Origin of the sequence: Sphingomonas sp. LM7, from assembly GCF_002002925.1 — a bacterium.
Lineage (GTDB): Bacteria > Pseudomonadota > Alphaproteobacteria > Sphingomonadales > Sphingomonadaceae > Sphingomonas.
Genome location: NZ_CP019511.1, coordinates 3990962 through 4010391, shown reverse-complemented (window position 1 = coordinate 4010391; position 19430 = coordinate 3990962). Strand labels below are relative to the sequence as shown.

The following is a 19430-nucleotide window of genomic DNA, read 5'->3' as shown; positions in this document are numbered from 1 at the left end:
ATGCCCGAGATCAAGAAGCTGCTGATCGCCAATCGCGGCGAGATCGCGCTCCGCATCCATCGTGCCTGCCACGAGATGGGGATCAAGACGGTCGCGGTGCACTCGACGGCCGATAGCGACGCGATGCATGTACGGCTGGCAGACGAGGCGATCTGCATCGGGCCGCCGGCGGCGACCGACAGCTATCTCAACATCCCTAACATCATCTCGGCGGCCGAGATCTCGGGCGCGGACGCGATCCACCCGGGCTATGGCTTCCTCTCGGAGAACGCCCAGTTCGCCGAGATCGTCGAGGCGCACGGGATCATCTTCGTCGGGCCCAAGCCCGAGCATATCCGCACGATGGGCGACAAGATCGAAGCCAAGCGCACCGCGGGCGCGCTGGGCCTGCCGCTCGTCCCCGGTTCGGACGGCGCGATCAGCGACCTGGCCGAGGCCAAGGCGATCGCGGCCAAGGCCGGCTATCCGGTGATCATCAAGGCGGCGTCGGGCGGCGGCGGGCGGGGCATGAAGGTCTGCACGTCCGAGGACCAGCTCGAGACGCTGATGCAACAGGCGGGCAGCGAGGCGAAGGCCGCGTTCGGCGACGCCACGGTCTATCTCGAAAAATATCTCGGCAATCCGCGCCACATCGAGATCCAGGTGTTCGGCGACGGCAACGGCAACGCCGTCCATCTCGGCGAGCGCGACTGCAGCCTCCAGCGCCGCCACCAGAAGGTGCTCGAGGAAGCCCCCTCCCCCGTGCTCGGCGAGGCCGATCGCGCGCGGATCGGCGGCGTCTGCGCCAAGGCGATGGCCGATATGGGCTATCGCGGCGCGGGGACGATCGAGTTCCTGTGGGAGAATGGCGAGTTCTACTTCATCGAGATGAATACCCGCCTGCAGGTCGAGCATCCGGTGACCGAGATGATCACCGGGCTCGATCTCGTCCGTGAGCAGATCCGTGTCGCCGAGGGGCATGGCCTGTCGTGCACGCAGGACAAGATCCAGTTCCACGGCCATGCGATCGAATGCCGGATCAACGCCGAGGATCCGCGGACCTTTGCGCCCTCGCCGGGAACGGTGAAGCAGTTCCATGCCCCCGGGGGCATGCACGTCCGCGTCGATAGCGGGCTCTACACCGGCTACCGGGTGCCGCCCTATTACGACAGCATGATCGCCAAGCTGATCGTCTATGGCTCGACTCGCGAGCGCTGCCTGATGCGGCTGCGCCGCGCGCTGGAGGAGTTCGTGGTCGAGGGGATGAAAACGACGATTCCCCTGCACCAGGCGCTGCTCGACGATCCGGAGTTCCAGCGGGGCGACTATACGATCAAGTGGCTCGAGGAGTGGCTGGCCAAGCAGCCCGGCTGACCTCTTTCTAGCCCCTCCCCTTCAAGGGAGGGGCTTTTGATCCCGCTTCCCCCTCCTTCTTCAGTCTGGCAGGATTGTCCGGTCAACGGGGGAATTCAAATGAAGCGCCTGCTCGCAACCACTGCCCTTGCCTTCGTCCTTGCCACGCCGGCCGCGGCGCAAGTCAAGACGCCCGATCGTCCGCTCACCGATCCGAAGTCCGTCGATTCCCCCGCGAATCCGCAGGCGCGCAGCGTGCCGATCGCGGATATCGGGGCGTCGCGCAGCCTGGGCAGCACCGCGTGGAGCACCGACGGCAAGTATATCTTCGTCGCGACAAATCTGTCGGGCCGCACCAATATCTGGCGCACCGAGGCCGCGGGCAGCTGGCCGGTACAGCTGACTCAGTCGGACGATGGCCAAAGCGGTCTCGCCGCCTCGGCGGATGGCAAATATCTCTATTTCCGTCAGGATGTCGGCGGGAACGAATATCACGACATTTATCGCGTGCCCGTAGGCGGCGGCGCAGTCGAGAACCTGACCAATTCGCCTGATGTGCGCGAGGAATCGCTGCTCGTCGGGCCGAGCGGCGGGCTGGTGGCGCTGTCGACCAAGCTGAGGTCCGAGGGCCAGACCAACGTCGCGGTGATGGATGCGAGCGGCAAGGTCCGCGCGCTGACCAAGGAAGCCGATCCGCAATATGGCTGGAGCCCGGTGGCCTGGATCGAGGGCGGCAAGGCGCTGATCGCCAACCGCGACCGAGTCGATTCGAAGGTCGGCGAAGTCTGGCGGATCGACGTCGCCAGCGGTGCGGCGACCAAGCTGATCGGCAAGGCCGACACCGTTTATGGCGCGGCCGATGCCAGCCCCGATGGCAAATGGCTTGCGGTCAGCACCGACGACGGCACCGGCCAGCTCCATGCCGGGCTGTACGACACCGCGACCAAGGCCTGGAAATGGCTCAAGCCGACGCCATGGGAGCAGACCGCGACCTTGTTCAGCCGTGACGGCAAGGCGCTGATCGTTACTACCAACGCCGATGCGCGCACCAGGCTGTACCGCTACGACCTGGCAAGCGGCGCAGAGACCGCGCTGCCGATCCCGGCGGGGCTCAACTATCTGGTCGGCAACGATCCACGCTCGCCCGACGGCAAGACGCTGATGGTCAGCCATTCGGGCGCCGATTCGCCGACCAACCTTTATCTCTACGACGTGGCCAGCGGCACCTCGCGGCCGGCGACCCAGCTGGCGCTCGCCAGCCTGCTGCCCGAGGCTTTGCCCAAGTCGCAGGTGGTGACGTACAAGAGCTTCGACGGGACGCTGATCAGCGCAGTCGTGACGATGCCGGCGAACCTTAAGCGCGATGCGGCCAACCCGGCGATCGTGCTGCCGCATGGCGGGCCGACCGGACAGACGCAGGACGGATACAGCCGCTACGCGACGGCCTTCGCCAGCCGCGGCTATGTCGTAATCCAGCCCAATTTCCGCGGCTCGACGGGCTATGGCAAGGCGTTCCAGGCGGCGAACTTCAAAGATCTCGGCGGCGGCGACCTCAAGGACACGATCGCGGCGAAGAAGTTCCTCGTCGATACCGGCTATGTCGATGCCAAGCGCGTCGGCATCTTCGGCGGGAGCTATGGCGGGTTCATGACCCTGATGGCGATCGGCCGCGCGCCCGACGAGTTCGCCGCGGCGGTCCAATGGTTCGGAATCATCAACTGGCGGACGATGTACCGCGACCAGGACGAGCTGCTGAAGGCGTACCAGCGCGGGCTGCTCGGCACGCCGGAGAGCGACCCCAAGGTCTATGACGCCGCCTCGCCGCTGACGTACATCAAGAACGCCAAGGCGCCGTTGCTGACGATCCAGGGTGAGAACGACATCCGCGTCCCCAAGGGGCAGGCACAGGAAGTCCATGACATCCTCAAGGCCAAGGGCAATGTCGTCGAGACGATCTATTACCCCGCCGAGGGCCATGGCTTCCAGAAGCGCGAGAACCAGCTCGACTCGCTCAACCGGACGGTGGCGTGGTTCGACAAATATCTGAAGTGATCGGAGTGTCAGTGAGAGCCGTCATCTACCACAACCCGCGCTGTTCCAAGTCGCGCGAGGCATTGGCGATCCTGAGCGCGGCGCCGGGCGTCGAAGTCGAGATCGTGGAGTATCTGAAGAACCCGCCGTCGCGCGACGAACTGGCCCAGCTCTATGCGCGGGCGGGGATGACCGCGCGCGAGGGGCTGCGCGTCGCCGAGGACGCCGCCAAGCCGCTCAAGGACGCCGACGACGACACGATCCTCGACGCGATGGTGGCGAACCCGATCCTGATCGAACGGCCGCTTGTGGCGACCGACAAGGGGGTGCGGCTGGGCCGGCCGCCGGAGAAGGTCGGCGAGATCCTGTGACGAAGCCCGCGTGAACAAGGTCATTCGGCCGGGCGCAAATGCCTGGCGAGTCGAGCATGCCGAACGGATGTCGGTCATCGTCGATGCGGAGGATTATTTCCGCGCCGCGCGCGACGCGATGCTCAAGGCGCGCCACCAGATCCTGCTGATCGGCTGGGACTTCGACGCGCGCATCCGACTGGCCGATCCGCCCGAGGAAGCGCCCGACGCGCCCGGGCAGGTCGGCGCGTTCATCACCTGGCTGGCGCGGCGCAACCCCGCGCTCGACATTCATCTGCTGCGCTGGGACATTGGCGGGCTCAAGTCGATCCTCCACGCCCGCACGCTGGCGACGATCACGCGCTGGACGCTCCACCCGCGGATCCATCCCAAGCTCGACAGCAACCACCCGCCCGCCGCTTCGCACCACCAGAAAATCGTCGTCATCGACGATTGCCTGGCATTCTGCGGCGGCATCGACATGACCCGCGGACGCTGGGACACCCGCGCGCATCGCGACGACGAGCCTCACCGGGTCGATCCCGACGGATCGCGCTACATGCCGTGGCATGATGCGACGACGGCGCTGCAAGGGCCGATCGCACGGGCACTCGGCGAACTCTGCCGCGAACGCTGGGCGCTTGCCGGCGGCAAGCCGATCGCCCCGCCGCCGCCCAGCGACGCCTGCTGGCCGGAATGCCTGACGCCGCACTTCACCGACGTGCCCGCTGCGATTTCGCGCACCCAGCCCGAGACCGATCGCGTCGATGCAGTCCACGAGATCGAGCAACTCTATCTCGACCTGATCGCGCGGGCGCGGCGAACGATCTATGCCGAGAGCCAGTATTTCGCCTCGCGCCGGATCGCCGAGGCGATCGCCCGCCGGCTCGACGAGGAAGACGGCCCCGAGATAGTCATCGTCAACCCGCAGGCCGCCGATGGCTGGCTCGAGCAAGTGGCGATGGACACCGCCCGCGCCCGGCTGGTCGAGGCGCTGCGCCGCCGCGACAGGCATAGCCGACTGCGGATCTATCATCCGTTCACCGCCGCGGGCGAGGCGATCTACGTCCATGCCAAGGTGTTCGTGGTCGACGACACGGCGCTGCGCGTGGGCTCGTCGAACTTCAACAACCGCTCGCTGCGGCTCGACACCGAATGCGACGTTACGATCGAATGCGCCGAGCTCGGCGACCTGGTTTGCACGCAGATCGCCGCGATCCGCGACGATCTGCTCGCCGAGCATCTCGGCTGCACGCCGGAAGAGATTACTCGCATGATCGCCGACCAGGGATCGCTGATCGGCGCGATCGAACTGCTCCGCCACCGCGACGGCCGCTCGCTGCGCCCGTATGAGACGCCTGACCTAGACGCAGTGACCGTCTGGCTGGCCGATAACGAAGTGCTCGATCCGGAGAACCCGGAGGATCTGTTCGAGCCGATGAGCAACGGCGGGCTGTTCCGCCGGCTGCGCAAGCCGTGGAGGAAAGCATGAGAGCGCATCTGCCTAGGTGACGCGACGGACAGGCCTCGCTAAGGGCACCGCATGACTCAGATCACGCCCGAGATCGTCGCCGAGCACGGCCTGTCCCCCGAGGAATATGAGCGCGTCCTGCACGCGATGGGGCGCGAGCCCAATCTGACCGAGCTGGGCATTTTCTCGGTCATGTGGTCCGAGCATTGCAGCTACAAATCGAGCCGCATCCATCTGAAGAAGCTGCCGACCGAAGGCCCGCAAGTGATCTGCGGCCCCGGCGAGAATGCGGGCGTGGTCGATATCGGCGACGGGCAGGCGGCGATCTTCAAGATGGAGAGCCATAACCATCCGAGCTACATCGAGCCCTATCAGGGCGCGGCAACCGGCGTGGGCGGCATCCTGCGCGACGTGTTCACGATGGGCGCGCGGCCGGTGGCCAACCTGAACGCGCTGCGTTTCGGCCGGCCCGATCATCCCAAGATGCGCCATCTGATCGCCGGCGTGGTCCACGGCATCGGCGGTTATGGCAATTGCGTCGGCGTGCCGACCGTCGGAGGCGAAGTGAACTTCCACCCGGCCTATGACGGCAACATCCTGGTCAACGCGATGACCGTCGGCGTCGCGCAGACCGACAAGATCTTCTATTCGGCCGCCTCGGGCATCGGCAATTCGATCGTCTATGTCGGCTCGAAGACCGGCCGCGACGGCATCCACGGCGCGACGATGGCCTCGGCCGACTTCGGCGAGGATTCGGATGAGAAGCGTCCCACCGTCCAGGTTGGCGATCCCTTTACCGAGAAGCTGTTGATCGAGGCCTGCCTCGAGCTGATGGCGTCCGACGCAATCGTCGCGATCCAGGACATGGGCGCCGCGGGGCTGACTTCGTCGTCGGTCGAGATGGCGAGCAAGGGCGGCGTCGGCATCGAGCTGGTAATGGACGACGTTCCCCAGCGCGAGACCGGCATGACGCCGTACGAGATGATGCTGAGCGAGAGCCAGGAGCGGATGCTCATGGTGCTCAAGCCCGGCCGCGAGGATTTCGCCGAGGCGATCTTCCGGAAGTGGGAGCTCGATTTCGCCGTGATCGGGCATGTCACCGACACCGGCCGGATGGTGCTCAAGTGGAAGGGCGATACGGTAGCCGATATTCCGCTCGCCCCGCTGGCGGACGAAGCGCCGCTCTACGATCGCCCGCATGTGCCGACGCCCAAGCGCGCGGCGCTGACCGACGTGCCCGAGAGCGCCGATCCGGCGGCCGATCTGATCAAGCTGATGGGTTCGCCCGACATCGCCAGCCGCCGCTGGATCTGGGAACAATATGACCACATGGTCGGCGCCGACACCGTCCAGCGCCCGGGCGGCGACGCCGCGGTGGTGCGCGTCCACGGCACGCAGAAGGGCCTGGCGATCACCACCGATTGCACGCCGCGCTATTGCTTTGCCGACCCCGTAGAGGGCGGCAAGCAGGCAGTCGCCGAGGCGTGGCGCAACCTGACGTCGGTCGGCGCCAATCCGCTCGCAGTGACCAACTGCCTCAACTTCGCCAACCCGCAGCGCCCCGAGATCATGGGCCAGATCGTCGGCTGCCTCGAAGGCATGAGCGAAGCGTGCGTCGCGCTCGACTTCCCGATCGTCTCGGGCAATGTCAGCCTCTACAATGAGAGCAAGGCGACCGGCGGCGGATCGGCGATCCTTCCCACGCCGGCGATCGGCGGGCTCGGGCTGCTCGCCGACTGGTCGAAGAGCTGCACCATCGCCTTCAAGGGCGTGGGTGACACGATCCTCGCGATCGGCGAGCGCGGCGGCGATCTGGGCCAGTCGATCTGGCTGCGCGAGATCCATGGCCGCGAGGACGGCCCCCCGCCCACGGTCGATCTAGCTGCAGAGCGCCGCACCGGCGACTTCATCCGAGAGCAGATCCAGAACGGCGCGATCACTGCGTGCCACGATGTGTCGGACGGCGGCCTCGCGGTCGCGCTGGCCGAGATGGCGCTGGCATCGAATATCGGCGTGCTGATGACCGAGCCGCAGCCCTTCGGCATCGCCGGATCGCTGTTCGGCGAAGATCAGGGCCTCTACCTCGTTACCGTGTGCGATTCGTGCCTCGCCGACTTCATGGTCGCTGCACACAAGGCCGACGTCCCCGCCGACCCGCTGGGCCGCACGATCAAGGACCGGATGATCTTCGAACTCGACGAGGGCGACTGGACGGTCAGCCTCGCCGATCTGCGCACGGCGCACGAAGGGTTCTTCCCTGCGCTGATGGGTGAAGACGCCGCGCTGGCCTGAGCCGCGTGGGGGCTTCCCCATGCGGTGATTGCCTCTAAGGTGCGTGCTCGGAGGGCACGCCCATGACCGCAGGCTATTCTGACACGCCGCTCGCCGACAAACTGGGGCTCAAGCGCGGCATGCGCTGCTGGTTCCACAACATGCCCGACAGCGTGCGCGCCGAGATCGATCCCGAAGGCGCCGAGGTCGAAGAGCAGCCCACCGCGTCGGACGGGCTGCAATGCGTTCACCTGTTCGTCACCGAACGCGCCAGGCTGGAGCGCGAGCTTGCCGCGGTGCAGCCGCTGCTGATTCCCAATGGCTTCATCTGGGTTTCGTGGCCGAAAAAGGCGGCGAAGGTCGAAACCGACGTTACGGAAGACGTGATCCGCGAAGTCGCATTCCCGCGCGGGCTGGTCGATATCAAGGTATGTGCGGTCGACGCGACATGGTCCGGGCTCAAACTAGTGATACGAAAGGATAATCATATGCCTCCGGAAAACAGCTGACTGGATTTCCAGCGCGCATTTGTGCACGATCCTGAATATGCCGCATCGTGAGGCGCTGCCGTGGCAGCCATATCCGCATCTGACCGATAGCGAACGCGTCACACGCGCGCGGTCGTTTCGCGACGCCATGGCCTCGCGGCGCAGCTGCCGGATGTTCAGCGAAGACCCGGTGCCGCGCGACGTGATCGAAGCGGCGCTGGCTGCAGCCGGATCGGCACCCAGCGGCGCCAACCGCCAGCCCTGGCACTTCTCGGTCGTCTCCTCGATCGAGGCGAAGTGCGCGATCCGCGTCGCCGCCGAAGAGGAAGAACGCGCCTTTTACAACGGCCGCGCCGGCAGCGAGTGGCTCGACGCCTTGTCGCCACTCGGCACCGGCGCCGACAAGCCGTTTCTCGAGATCGCGCCCTGGCTGATCGTCGTCTTCGCGCAGCGCCGCGGCGGACCCGATCCCGACAATCTCAAGCAGAATTACTATGTCACCGAGAGCGTCGGCATTGCCTGCGGATTGCTGCTCGCGACGCTGCACCAGGCCGGCGTTGCGACATTGGTCCACACGCCCAGCCCGATGCGCTTCCTCAACCGCATCTGCCGCCGACCCGATCACGAAAAGCCGGCAATGGTGATCGTCGCGGGCCATCCGGGCGAGGACGCGACCATCCCCGCGCACGCGCTCGAAAAGAAGTCGCTGGAGCAGATCGCCAGCTGGCTGTAGCCAGCCGCATGGATGTGAGCCCGCCGACCGACGGCAATGCGCGCCTTGCCGCGCTCGATATCGTCCGCGGAGTCGCGGTGCTTGGCATTTTGCTGCTCAACATCGTCAGCTTCGGCATGCCCGAGGCGGCGTATGTCACGCCGCGCGCCTATGGCGGCTGGCACGGCGCCGACCTCGTCGCGTGGCTGGTGAACTTCGTGCTGTTCGACGGCAAGATGCGCGGGCTGTTCTCGTTCCTGTTCGGCGCGTCGATGCTGCTCGTCGCCGAACGCGCCGAGGCCAATAGCCAAAGTGCGTCGTCGGTGCATTATCGCCGGATGCTGTGGCTGCTGGCGTTCGGGTGCGCGCATTTGTGGCTGGTCTGGAAGGGCGACATCCTGACGCATTACGCGCTGCTAGGCATGCTCGCCTTCGGCCTGCGCGACTTGCCGGTGCCGCGGATGCTGGTGCTGGGCGGGATGCTGATTGCGGCGACCACGACGCTGTTCGCGGTGGTGCCCCTCGCCGTGCAAAGCCAGGAAGGTACGGAGGCATTCTCGTCGATCCTGGGCGTGCCTCCCGCCGCCGAGATCGGGCGCGAGCTGGCGCTGTATCGCGGCGACTATGCCGGCATCCTGCGCGAGCGCTTTGCGGAGAATGCCACCTCGCCGCTGCTGATGTTGTGGTTCTACGGCCCGGAGACGCTGGCCTATATGCTGTTCGGCATGGCGGCCCTGCGCAGCGGCATGCTCCGCGGGGAATGGCCGCGCGAGCGCTACCGGCGCTGGCTGGCCCTATGCTGGGGCATCGCTCTGCCGATCGAACTGGCGATCGCGGCATGGCTGGTAGCCTCGCAGTTCGGGGTGTTTCCCGTTGCGCTCGGCGCGCTGACCCTGGTCGTGCCGATTCGCCCGTTGATGATCGCCGGCTGGATCTGCCTGATCCTGCTGCTCGCGCGTCCCGGCGGCGCGCTGACGACCAGGCTCGGCGCAGCGGGGCGGATGGCGTTCACCAATTATCTCGCCACCAGCCTGATCTGCACGACGCTGTTCTACGGCTATGGGCTAGGCTGGTTTGGCCACTTGTCGCGCTGGCAGCTCTACCTCGTCGTCGCGGCGATCTGGGCGGGGATGCTGCTCTGGTCGAGGCCGTGGCTCGCCCGCTTTCGATTCGGGCCGTTCGAGTGGCTTTGGCGCAGTCTGGCACGCGGACGCCGGCAGCCACTCCGCGGCTCCGCCTCTGTATAACTGCGAATGCCTCGCAATACCCTTGCGAATCGCTCTCAGTAGCCGTACATCCCTCAAATCGTAGCGTGAGGGTCCGATGGTCGTCTGCGTTTGCAATGCAATCCGTGAGCATGATGTGCGCGCCGCGGCGCGTAACGGCGCGACGAGTGCGTGCCAGGCCTATCGTGCGCTTGGACGCAGCCCGAAATGCGGGCAATGCGTTCCGTTCGCGCGTGAGATTATCAATAACGAGCGTGCGGCTGCGTAACGTTATCAATTAAAAAACCGCGGATTTCTGCGGTTTTCTGCGCTCTGTTTTAGCGCTATGGCCTCCCTATCAAGCATAGGGAATGACTGCCATGAAGGGCGACGCAAAAGTCCTCGAATATCTCAACGAGGTGCTCCGCAACGAGCTGACCGCGATCAACCAATATTGGCTGCATTACCGGCTGCTCGACAATTGGGGCGTCAAGAAGCTCGCCGAGCATGAGCGCCACGAATCGATCGACGAGATGAAGCACGCCGACAAGGTGGCGGAGCGCATTCTGTTCCTCGAAGGCCTGCCGAATTTCCAGCTGCTCGGCCGGCTACGCATCGGCGAGACCGTCGAGGAGATTCTTCGCGCCGACCTGGCGGTGGAAGTCGAGGCCGTCGCCGTGCTACGCGACGCGATCGCGCATTGCGAGACGGTGCGCGACTATGTCAGCCGCGACCTGTTCCGCTGGATCCTCGAGAGCGAGGAAGAGCATATCGACACGCTCGAGCGCCAGTTCGACATGATCGCGCGGATGGGGCTGGAGAATTACATCCAGCTCAACAGCAAGCCCGAAGAAGTGAGCTAGGATCTCTGTTCTCCTGCGAAAGCAGGAGCCTGGAGCCACGAACGATGCACTTGCGGCGCCGGGCTCCTGATTTCGCAGGAGCACGGGGCTTTAACGTCGGTTCAGAGAACCGGGCGGCGTCCGAACGCGGCTACCGGCTTGCGCGCGACTAGGGGGTTGGCTTCGCGTTCGAGCAAGTCGAGCGTGGTCTCGAACAGCGGGCGCAGCTTGACAACGTGCTCCAGCGCCTCGGTGGGCGTTTCGCGGCGCTCGATGCAGCCCCGGGCGATCATCTCGATCGTCTCTGCGATATCGGACAGCGGATCGGCGCCGAACTGACGCGCCTCGCCCTTGAGCGTGTGTGCGGGGATCACCATCGCCGTGGCGTTCTGGCTGCGCATCGCATCTTCGATCCGATCGACCGACTTGATGCCGTCCTCGCGGAAATAGCCGAGAATGCGCACGAAGTTTGCGCCCAGTTCGGAGCGGGCCTGCTGGAAGCTTTCCCAGTTCACCAACGAATCATTGCCGATCGTCACATCCATACCCCGACTGCGTACCCCCCGATGGTACCGAAGCGATGATAGGTCTGGAATGTAAACAGGCCGTTGATGCTGCCCGTGGTGACGCTACGGAAGCTACTTCTTGTCGTGGTCGAACGGGTTCTTGGACGCGCGCAGCGTGAGCCGCACCGGCACCGCGCCGAAATCGAATTCCTTGCGCAGGCTGTTGATCAGATAGCGCTGATAGCTGACCGGCAGCAGATCGACGCGCGTGCCGAACAGGATGAAGCTGGGCGGGCGCGACTTGTTCTGGGTGACGTAGCGCGGCTTGATCCGCTTGCCGCCGGGCGCAGGCGGCGGATTGGCTTCGATCGCGCGTTCGAACCAGCGATTGAGCTGGCCGGTCGATACGCGACGCGACCAGGCATCGCGAGTCTCGAAGGCGACCTTCATCAGCATGTCGAGGCCCTTGCCGGTCGCCGCCGAGACAGTGAGCAGCGGCACGCCCTTGACCTGCGCCAGTCCCTCGTCGAGGGCGCCCTTGACGCCGTTGAACAAGCTGGAGGCGTTCTCCGCCACATCCCATTTGTTGAGCGCGATGACGAGCGCACGGCCTTCCTGGAGCGCACGATCCGCGATCTTGAGGTCCTGGACCTCCAGCCCGCGGGTGGCGTCGAGCAGCAGCACCACGACCTCGGCAAAGTCGATCGCGCGCATCGCGTCCATCACCGAGAGCTTTTCGAGCTTCTCCTCGATCTTGGCACGCTTGCGCATGCCGGCGGTGTCGATCAGGCGGACCGCCCGGAGATTGCCTTCCGCATCGGGCCATTCCCAGTCGATCGCGATCGAATCGCGGGTGATCCCCGCCTCCGGGCCGGTGATCATCCGGTCTTCGCCGAGCAGCTTGTTGACCAATGTCGACTTGCCCGCATTGGGGCGGCCGACGATCGCTAGCTTGAGCGGGGCATCGGGCGATTCGGGATCTTCGGCCTCGTCCTGGTCGTCCTCGTCACGCTCGACATGCGGAAGCAGCGCCTCGAACAGGTCGGCGACGCCTTCGCCATGCTCGGCCGAGAAGGGGATCGGATCGCCGAGACCCAGTGCCATCGCCTCCAGGATCCCAGCCTCGCCGGCGCGGCCTTCCGCCTTGTTCGCCATCAGCACGACCGGACGATCGGTGCTGCGCAGCCAGCGGGCGATTTCCTCGTCGAGCGGAGTCACGCCGGCGCGGGCATCGATCAGGAACAGCGAGACATCGGCGTCGCGCACAGCCGCCTCGGTCTGCGCGCGCATCCGGCCGGGGAGCGTCGCGACGTCCTTGTCCTCATAGCCCGCGGTATCCATCACCCGGAATTCGAGCCCGAGCAGGTTCGCGTCGCCTTCGCGGCGATCGCGCGTCACGCCGGGCTGGTCGTCGACCAGCGCAAGCCGCTTGCCGACCAGCCGGTTGAACAGCGTCGACTTGCCGACATTCGGGCGTCCGATGATGGCGACGATGGGAAGGGGCATGTTCTAACTCACTCCCCTTCCTGCTGGCAGGGAGGGGCTGGGGGTGGGTGCGCGCGTCTGCGCGCCTAATAGACTCAACGGGCGGCATAAACAAAGTAACGGGCGGGGCATCGAGCCCCACCCGTTACTAACCCACCCTAGCCCCTTCCTGTCAGGAAGGGGAACAGATCAGCGGTACGCGCTCAACCGGCCCTTGTCGTCGAGGACGTAGAGCGTGTTGTTCGCTACCGTGAGCGGAAGCGTGATCGATTCCTTGACGTCCATCGTCGAGGTAATGCTGCCATCGGCCGGCGAGGCGAAGACGATCTCGCCCTCGCTGTTGCCGAGCACCAGACGGCCGCCTGCCAGCACCGGACCGACCCAGGCGATCGGCCCCTTGGACTTCTTCTCGTTCTTGAAGCGGCGCAGCTGCGAGATCCAGCGGATCTTGCCGGTGCCGCGCGCGATCGCGAGCAGCCGGGCGTCGTCGGTCACGACGAACAGCCATTCGCCCGCCGCCCAAGGCGTCGAGATGCCGGCGATGGTCTGTTCCCACAGCGGATTACCGCTGGCGATGTCCATCGCGACCATGCGGCCGCCCTGCCCGATCGCATAGACGCGGCCCTGGTCGATCACCGGCTCGGCATCGATATCGGACAGCGACGAGACCGAGGTCGACATCGAGGTGCGCGAAAGCACCACGTCCCACAGCGAACGGCCATTTTCGTAGCGATAGGCATTAAGCTCGCCCGACGAGAAGCCTGCGACCACGGTGCCCTGCGCCGACGCCGGAGCGGCGACGCCGAACACGCCCTGCGATTCGAGGCTGGCCGAGACCGTCCAGCCGATCTCGCCGGTGTCCTGCGACAGCGCGAACAACTGATTGTCCTGCGTTACGACATAGGCGTTGCCGTTGGCCAGCGTCGGCGCGCCGCGCAGCGGACCGCCCGGACGCTTGCGCCAGAGCACGGTGCCGTCGGCGGTGTTGAGCGCAACCACGTCGCCAAGACCGTTGCTCGCGAACGCGCGCTCGCCCTCGACGCTGACACCGCCGCCGAAGCGCGCGCCCTTGTTGCCTTCTTCGTTATAGGTGTTGGCGCGCCACAGTTCCGCGCCGGTATCCGCCGCCATCGCATGAACGACACCGCCGGTGTCGATCACATAGAGCTTGTTCTCGGACACCACCGGGGAAGCCGCCATGCGCTCCTTCTTGGAAGGCTTGGCGACGTCCTTCGACCAGATCCGCGTCGGGCTGGCGCCCAGCGCGAGATGGCCCATCGACTTGGCCGCGTTGCCGCCGGGCTGACGCCAGCCGTCATTGGCCGCCGCTTCGGGCAGCAGCACCTCGACGCCGGTGAGCGTCTTGTCGGCAACGACGTCGCTTTCCGAGACCAGGATCGGCACGCGCTCGCCGAGCACGGGGGTTTTCTTGCCGCCGCCTTTGAAGACTCCGCAGCCACTCACCATCGCAAGCGCCGCGAGAGCGGCAGCCACCCTCACCTTGTTATTCATTTAGCCTTGGTTTCCTTCGACTGATCGATGGCATCGACACCGAGTACGCCCGCCAGCTGAACCGCGCGTTGACGGATCGATTCGGGCACCTTCTCGCCACCCTGTGCGATCTGCCCATAGAGGCGGCCGGCCTCGGCGCGGTTGCCCGCCTTAAGATAGGCCGCGGCGACGAGCTCGCCGGCAGTGCCGAGCCATGGCGAATTGGGATTGGTCAGCCCCTTGAGGCGATCGATCACGGCCTGGGGCTTGAGGGTGTCATATTCGGCGACGGTCTGGCGGACCAGCCCGAGGTCGCGGAAAGGCTGCTCGTACTTCGCATTGCCCGCGACCTGGGCGAACTTGGCTGCGGCGCCCTTCGCATCGTTTTTCTGGAGCAGCAGATTGCCCTCGGCGATCTGCGCCATCGCGGCATAGCCTTCGCCGCTGGAAGCCGCGACCTTGCCGAGCTCGGGCAGCGCCTTGTCGGCTTGGTTCGCCTCGACCAGACGCATCGCGGCGTCATATTGCTCGCCCTGCGTGCCGGCGCGGCTATCGCGGTGGTGCTGCCAATAGAGCCAGCCGCCCAGCGCGACCAGCGCCACCACCACGGCGACGAGGATCCAGCGGCCATAGCTGCGCAGGATTCCCATCGCCTGATCGCGGCGATATTCCTCATCGACTTCGCGCAGAAAGGCTTCGTCAGTGGTAGCGGAGGGAGGAAGCGCCAAGAGTGACTCCATGGGGTGTGCTGCGGGCGCGGACCTTAGCCGCGGGCACCGCCTAGGGGAAGCATGCTCGCTAGCGGCTCAAGTGCGCGCCGGATAGACCTGTTCGGCGCCCGGAAAGTCCCGCGCCCGGACTTGCGCGGCATAGGTCTCAACCGCGGCGGAAATGCGGCCAGCAAGGTCGTCATAGCGCTTCACGAAGCGCGGCGTGCGCTCGAACAGGCCGAGCATGTCCTCGGTCACGAGCACCTGGCCGTCGCACTGCGCCGACGCGCCGATGCCGATCACCGGAACCGACACCGCGGCGGTGACTTCGTTGGCAAGTCCTTCGACGATCCCCTCGGCCACCATGCCGAATGCGCCGGCGTCGGCAATTGCCCGTGCATCGTCGAGGATGCTGGCGTGCTCGGCATTGCTGCGGCCGCGCGCGCCATAGCCGCCGAGCGCATTCACCGCCTGGGGCGTGAGCCCGATATGCCCCATTACCGGAATGCCGCGACGCGTGAGGAACTCGACCACCGGCGCCATCGCGGTGCCGCCTTCGAGCTTAACGCCGGCGGCGCCGGTTTCGGCGAGCACGCGCGCGGCCGATTCGAAGGCGCGCTCGGGGCTCGCCTCATAGCTGCCGAATGGCATGTCGACGATTACCACCGAATGATAGCTGCCGCGGACCACTGCGGCACCGTGGGCGATCATCATGTCCAGCGTCACCGGCAGCGTCGATGGCAGGCCGTAGATCACCTGTCCCAAGCTGTCGCCGACCAGCAGCACGTCGCAATGCGGATCGAGCAGCTGTGCCATCCGCGTGGTGTAGGCAGTGAGCATCACCACCGGCTCCTTGCCCTTGCGATTGCGGATCGCAGGCACGGTGAGCCGCTTCATCGGGGCGGGCGTGGGATTGGCGCGGCTGGTGCCGGTGTCGAGCGTGTAGGTGGACATGGGGGCTGCTCTAGTCGCTCGCGCACGGCCGCGCCAGCGAGTGGGCGGTCAGGAAAGCCAGCCGCGGCGCGCGGCAAGCTTCGCGAGCCAGATCTGGAATACCGCGACCGCCGCGATGAACAGCGGGAAGGGCAGCGTGGCGCCCAGGCTCTTGTGCGCCAGCATGTCCGTGCCGAGGAAGACATATCCGAACTGGACGACCACCGCGATCAGCGAGACGATATAGAACAGCTGGGCGAAGCGCGAGCGGAGCAGCAGCGCGATCGAGCCGAGTACCCCTCCCCCGACCGCGGCGGCGTAAACCGGATTGAACCAGACCGGCAGCGCTGCATAATAAGCGCGGTCCCAATCGGTGGCGGCGGGATCGACTGCGGGCCCCAGCGTGACGTGCATGTAGAAGGCGGCGCATCCCAGCAGCCCCCACAGCAGCAGAACCACTGCCACGATCACGAACCAACCCGGCTGCCGCTGCTTAAGATAGGTTGCCACGCATCCCTCCCCGCCTGCAATTTTCTGCAAGCGAGAACGTAACGGAAATCAAACGACCCCGCTACGGCTTTCAGAGCAGCGCGCGGGCATAGCGATCGGACGCGAAGCCGATCAGCACCCCGCCGGGATATTCTAGCACCGGGCGCTTGATCATCGAGGGCTGCGCCAGCATCAGCGCTATCGCTTTCTCGGCGTCCAGGCCCTGTTTGTCCGCATCGGGAAGCCTGCGGAAGGTGGTACCGGCGCGGTTGAGCACGGTCTCCCAGCCCTCGGCCTCGATCCAGCGCGCGAGCCGGGCGGCGTCCGCGCCGGCGATCTTGTAGTCGTGAAAATCAAAGGTGACAGCGTTGGCGTCGAGCCACGCACGCGCCTTCTTGATCGTGTCGCAATTCTTGATGCCGTACATGGTGACGGTCATGCATCGTCCTTCAGGAAGCGGCCCAGCGTAACGACCTTTTGCCGCTCGAGCCCGAGTGCCCGGTAGAAGCCGAGCGCGGCGTGGTTGTCCTCGCGGACCATGAGCTGGATCTTGGGGGCGCCGCGGGCACGGAGCCAGTCCTCGGCGGCGGCCATGAGCGCGCGGCCGAGCCCCTCGCCGCGGCGGTCCGGCGCGACTGCGAGATAATAGACCCAGCCGCGATGACCGTCGAAGCCGACCATGATGCTGCCGCCAATACCGTCGGAACCCTGCGCGACCAGCACCGCCGAGCTTTCGCTATCGAGGGCCAGGGCGAAATCGGCGGCGGGGTCGTTCCACGGGCGCGTGAGTTCGCACATCCGCCATAGCGCGACCACCGCGGTCGCGTCGTCGGACGTTGCAGCCTCGATCAGCGGGCGATGCACGTCACGCCGGCCCAGAGATTGGTGACCTCGCCGCTGGGATCGCGCGCGCTGAGAAGGCCGGAGAGTCCGCCAGCGCGGAATTCGATGCCGATGGTGGAATCCTCGATCTCGACCTTGCTCGCGGATTCCAGCTGCGTGCGAGCCGAGCCGATGCCGAGCCCGGCCGCAGTGGCAAAGCGGCCGCCTTCGCGTCCGTCGAGATCCCAGCCGGCGAACTTGCCGCCCTGGAAATAGAGGCCGAGCCCTTCGCGAAAGCTGGCAAAGCCCAACGCGCCGGCGCCGCATTCCTGATTGTCGCCCTGCTCGATCGGATTGCCGATCACGCCCGCGATCATCTGTGTCGCCGCTTCGCGCGGCATGCCGAAGGGGACAAGGCGCGTCGCGCCGCCGGTGAGCGCCACGCTCAGGCCGTCGGGCGCGAGGTTGACCGCAGGTGCCGCCGCCGCGACCGCATTGGCGATATTCGCTTCGGGCGCCGGCTTGGGCACGATCAGCTCTTCGGCGTTGCCGTGGAGCACGATCGATTCGGCTGCGTTGGGTTCAGGCTCGGCGCCGCAGCCTGCCAGCATCACGGAAAGTACTAGCGCGGCCTGTATCGCACGGGGCCTTGCAGCGCAGAATGACGCGGAGCGCGTCATTCCCATTCGATCGTGCCGGGCGGCTTCGACGTATAGTCGTAGGTCACGCGGTTGATCCCGCGGACTTCGTTGACGATCCGCGTTGCGACGCGTGGCAGGAAATCGCCGGGGAACTGGAAGGCGACCGCAGTCATCCCGTCGGTCGATGTCACCGCGCGCAACGCCAGCACGTAATCATAGGTGCGATGGTCGCCCATCACGCCGACGGTACGCACCGGCAGCAGCACCGCGAACGCCTGCCAGATCGCGTCGTAGAGCCCCGCGTTGCGGATTTCCTCGAGATAGATCGCGTCGGCCTTGCGCAGGATGTCGCAGCGTTCCTTCGTGACTTCGCCGGGAATGCGGATCGCAAGGCCGGGTCCCGGGAACGGGTGACGGCCGACGAAGATGTCCGGCAGGCCCAGTTCGCGACCGAGCGCGCGAACCTCGTCCTTGAACAATTCGCGCAGCGGCTCGACAAGCTTCATGTTCATCCGCTCGGGCAGGCCACCGACATTGTGGTGGCTCTTGATCGTCACCGACGGCCCACCGGTGAAGCTGACGCTTTCGATCACGTCCGGATAGAGCGTGCCCTGCGCGAGGAAATCGGCGCCGCCGATCTTCTTCGCTTCCTCCTCGAACACTTCGATGAACGTCTTGCCGATGAACTTGCGCTTGGCCTCTGGATCGCTGACGCCGGCGAGGCCATTGAGGAACAGCGTCTCGGCGTTCACATGGACCAGCGGGATGTTGTAATGGCCGCGGAACAGGCTGACGACCTGATCGGCCTCCCCTGCGCGCAACAATCCGTGATCGACGAACACGCAAGTGAGCTGCTCGCCGATCGCCTCGTGGATCAGCACCGCGGCGACCGCCGAATCGACTCCGCCCGAAAGCCCGCAGATCACCCGGCCGGTGCCGACCTGTTCGCGGATCTCGGCGATCTTGGCGGCGCGGAACTCGGCCATCGTCCAATGGCCTTGGAGGCCGCAGACATGACGAACGAAATTGGCGAGCAACTTCGCGCCGTCGGGGGTGTGGACCACCTCCATGTGGAACTGGGTGGCGTAATAGCGGCGCGCATCGTCGGCGACGACGGCGAAGGGCGAGCCGGGGCTCACCGCAACGGGACGGAAGCCCGGGGCCAGATCGGTGACCTTGTCGCCGTGGCTCATCCACACCTGGTGGCTCTCGCCTTCGGCCCATAGCCCGTCGAACAGCACGCAGCTGTCCTGGATGTCGATGAAGGCGAGCCCGAACTCGCCCGAATCGCCAAGCTGCACGGTGCCGCCCAGCTGGTGCATCATCACTTGCTGGCCATAGCAGATGCCGAGGATCGGCAGCCCCGAATCGAAGATAACCTGCGGCACGCGCGGGCTGCCTTCGTCGAGCACCGAGGCGGGTGAGCCAGAGAGGATGATCCCCTTTGGCTGCATCCGCTCGAAAGCCTCGGCGGCGGAATTGAAGGGAGCGATCTCGCTATAGACTCCGGCTTCGCGCACGCGGCGCGCGATAAGCTGGGTCACCTGGCTCCCGAAATCGATGATCAGGATTGAATCGGCATGATGGTCCATGCCCAGCGCGCATAGCAGATGCGGCCGCCATGGGAAGGGCGTCGCGGCCGGTTATTGCG

The 19430-nt window shown here is 65.9% G+C and carries 20 protein-coding genes; 10 read left to right on the top strand and 10 right to left on the bottom strand.

The window, feature by feature from the left end:
- From accC to bfr, 10 genes are all read left to right on the top strand, one after another.
- On the top strand, window positions 1–1353 hold the full coding sequence (gene accC, locus BXU08_RS18675; RefSeq protein ID WP_077511574.1) for an acetyl-CoA carboxylase biotin carboxylase subunit: 1353 nt from the start codon (window positions 1–3) through the stop codon (window positions 1351–1353).
- A 99-nt stretch (window positions 1354–1452) separates the two neighbouring features.
- Window positions 1453–3384, top strand: coding sequence for a S9 family peptidase (locus tag BXU08_RS18670; protein ID WP_077511572.1), 1932 nt, complete (start codon window positions 1453–1455; stop codon window positions 3382–3384).
- Window positions 3385–3395: 11 nt separating this feature from the next.
- The gene (gene arsC / locus BXU08_RS18665) at window positions 3396–3734 is read left to right on the top strand and encodes an arsenate reductase (glutaredoxin) (protein ID WP_077511570.1); all 339 of its coding nucleotides are present in this window, start codon (window positions 3396–3398) and stop codon (window positions 3732–3734) included.
- Window positions 3735–3801: 67 nt separating this feature from the next.
- Window positions 3802–5205: a phospholipase D-like domain-containing protein gene (locus BXU08_RS18660; protein WP_077512628.1), complete on the top strand. Its 1404-nt coding sequence runs from the start codon at window positions 3802–3804 to the stop codon at window positions 5203–5205.
- Between the two features lie 51 nt (window positions 5206–5256).
- Complete coding sequence (gene purL, locus BXU08_RS18655) at window positions 5257–7476, top strand: phosphoribosylformylglycinamidine synthase subunit PurL (protein WP_077511568.1); 2220 nt, start codon at window positions 5257–5259, stop codon at window positions 7474–7476.
- 62 nt (window positions 7477–7538) lie between these two features.
- Window positions 7539–7964, top strand: a complete 426-nt coding sequence (locus BXU08_RS18650; RefSeq protein WP_077511566.1) for a DUF3052 family protein — start codon at window positions 7539–7541, stop codon at window positions 7962–7964.
- Window positions 7965–8001: 37 nt separating this feature from the next.
- Window positions 8002–8676, top strand: coding sequence for a nitroreductase family protein (locus BXU08_RS18645; RefSeq protein ID WP_077511564.1), 675 nt, complete (start codon window positions 8002–8004; stop codon window positions 8674–8676).
- Between the two features lie 8 nt (window positions 8677–8684).
- A complete protein-coding gene (locus BXU08_RS18640; RefSeq protein WP_077511562.1) occupies window positions 8685–9902 on the top strand; it encodes a DUF418 domain-containing protein in 1218 nt (405 codons plus the stop codon).
- A 76-nt stretch (window positions 9903–9978) separates the two neighbouring features.
- Complete coding sequence (locus BXU08_RS18635; RefSeq protein ID WP_077511560.1) at window positions 9979–10149, top strand: bacterioferritin-associated ferredoxin; 171 nt, start codon at window positions 9979–9981, stop codon at window positions 10147–10149.
- Window positions 10150–10240: 91 nt separating this feature from the next.
- Window positions 10241–10723: a bacterioferritin gene (gene bfr, locus BXU08_RS18630; protein ID WP_077512626.1), complete on the top strand. Its 483-nt coding sequence runs from the start codon at window positions 10241–10243 to the stop codon at window positions 10721–10723.
- Between the two features lie 101 nt (window positions 10724–10824).
- Here bfr and BXU08_RS18625 read toward each other — a convergent pair whose 3' ends face one another.
- The 10 genes from BXU08_RS18625 to guaA all read right to left on the bottom strand — a co-directional run bounded on the left by BXU08_RS18625 (window position 10825) and on the right by guaA (window position 19371).
- Window positions 10825–11247 carry an Hpt domain-containing protein gene (locus BXU08_RS18625; protein ID WP_077511558.1) on the bottom strand — a complete coding sequence of 141 codons (423 nt, stop codon included), beginning with the start codon at window positions 11245–11247 and terminating at the stop codon, window positions 10825–10827.
- Window positions 11248–11340: 93 nt separating this feature from the next.
- The gene (gene der, locus BXU08_RS18620; protein ID WP_077511556.1) at window positions 11341–12714 is read right to left on the bottom strand and encodes a ribosome biogenesis GTPase Der; all 1374 of its coding nucleotides are present in this window, start codon (window positions 12712–12714) and stop codon (window positions 11341–11343) included.
- Between the two features lie 168 nt (window positions 12715–12882).
- On the bottom strand, window positions 12883–14205 hold the full coding sequence (locus BXU08_RS18615) for a PQQ-like beta-propeller repeat protein (RefSeq protein ID WP_077511554.1): 1323 nt from the start codon (window positions 14203–14205) through the stop codon (window positions 12883–12885).
- Entirely contained in the window at window positions 14202–14912 is a 711-nt protein-coding gene (locus BXU08_RS18610) for a tetratricopeptide repeat protein (protein ID WP_077511552.1), read from the bottom strand. Before BXU08_RS18610 ends, BXU08_RS18615 begins: the two co-directional genes overlap by 4 nt.
- Window positions 14913–14990: 78 nt before the next feature.
- Window positions 14991–15848 carry a 3-methyl-2-oxobutanoate hydroxymethyltransferase gene (gene panB / locus BXU08_RS18605; protein WP_077511550.1) on the bottom strand — a complete coding sequence of 286 codons (858 nt, stop codon included), beginning with the start codon at window positions 15846–15848 and terminating at the stop codon, window positions 14991–14993.
- A gap of 48 nt (window positions 15849–15896) precedes the next feature.
- Window positions 15897–16337 carry a hypothetical protein gene (locus BXU08_RS18600; protein WP_253190441.1) on the bottom strand — a complete coding sequence of 147 codons (441 nt, stop codon included), beginning with the start codon at window positions 16335–16337 and terminating at the stop codon, window positions 15897–15899.
- 70 nt (window positions 16338–16407) lie between these two features.
- A complete protein-coding gene (locus BXU08_RS18595; RefSeq protein ID WP_077511548.1) occupies window positions 16408–16755 on the bottom strand; it encodes an ArsC family reductase in 348 nt (115 codons plus the stop codon).
- Window positions 16752–17180, bottom strand: coding sequence for a GNAT family acetyltransferase (locus BXU08_RS20410; protein ID WP_376787764.1), 429 nt, complete (start codon window positions 17178–17180; stop codon window positions 16752–16754). The genes BXU08_RS18595 and BXU08_RS20410 overlap by 4 nt, the downstream gene beginning before the upstream one ends.
- Window positions 17165–17749, bottom strand: coding sequence for a hypothetical protein (locus BXU08_RS20405; protein ID WP_253190440.1), 585 nt, complete (start codon window positions 17747–17749; stop codon window positions 17165–17167). The genes BXU08_RS20410 and BXU08_RS20405 overlap by 16 nt, the downstream gene beginning before the upstream one ends.
- Before the next feature lie 65 nt (window positions 17750–17814).
- Window positions 17815–19371, bottom strand: coding sequence for a glutamine-hydrolyzing GMP synthase (gene guaA / locus BXU08_RS18585; RefSeq protein ID WP_077511544.1), 1557 nt, complete (start codon window positions 19369–19371; stop codon window positions 17815–17817).
- Window positions 19372–19430 lie beyond the last annotated feature (59 nt).